The sequence below is a fragment of the Citrobacter sp. Cs237 genome (assembly GCF_030332325.1).
Classification (GTDB): domain Bacteria; phylum Pseudomonadota; class Gammaproteobacteria; order Enterobacterales; family Enterobacteriaceae; genus Citrobacter_A; species Citrobacter_A sedlakii.
Map to the genome: position 1 here is coordinate 1 of NZ_JAOWIB010000029.1, position 852 is coordinate 852.

Sequence of the window (852 nt, forward strand, 5' to 3'; positions counted from 1 at the left end):
AGGGAAACCGAGTCTTAACTGGGCGTTAAGTTGCAGGGTATAGACCCGAAACCCGGTGATCTAGCCATGGGCAGGTTGAAGGTTGGGTAACACTAACTGGAGGACCGAACCGACTAATGTTGAAAAATTAGCGGATGACCTGTGGCTGGGGGTGAAAGGCCAATCAAACCGGGAGATAGCTGGTTCTCCCCGAAAGCTATTTAGGTAGCGCCTCGTGAACTCATCTCCGGGGGTAGAGCACTGTTTCGGCTAGGGGGCCATCCCGGCTTACCAACCCGATGCAAACTGCGAATACCGGAGAATGTTATCACGGGAGACACACGGCGGGTGCTAACGTCCGTCGTGAAGAGGGAAACAACCCAGACCGCCAGCTAAGGTCCCAAAGTCATGGTTAAGTGGGAAACGATGTGGGAAGGCTCAGACAGCCAGGATGTTGGCTTAGAAGCAGCCATCATTTAAAGAAAGCGTAATAGCTCACTGGTCGAGTCGGCCTGCGCGGAAGATGTAACGGGGCTAAACCATGCACCGAAGCTGCGGCAGCGACACTATGTGTTGTTGGGTAGGGGAGCGTTCTGTAAGCCGTTGAAGGTGTGTCGTGAGGCATGCTGGAGGTATCAGAAGTGCGAATGCTGACATAAGTAACGATAAAGCGGGTGAAAAGCCCGCTCGCCGGAAGACCAAGGGTTCCTGTCCAACGTTAATCGGGGCAGGGTGAGTCGACCCCTAAGGCGAGGCCGAAAGGCGTAGTCGATGGGAAACAGGTTAATATTCCTGTACTTGGTGTTACTGCGAAGGGGGGACGGAGAAGGCTATGTCGGCCGGGCGACGGTTGTCCCGGTTTAAGCGTGTAGG

1 rRNA gene is annotated in these 852 nt (G+C 54.6%); it reads left to right on the plus strand.

Features of this window, described 5'->3' with window-relative positions:
• A 23S ribosomal RNA gene (locus tag OGY07_RS00145) occupies nt 1-852 on the plus strand; the annotation flags it as partial.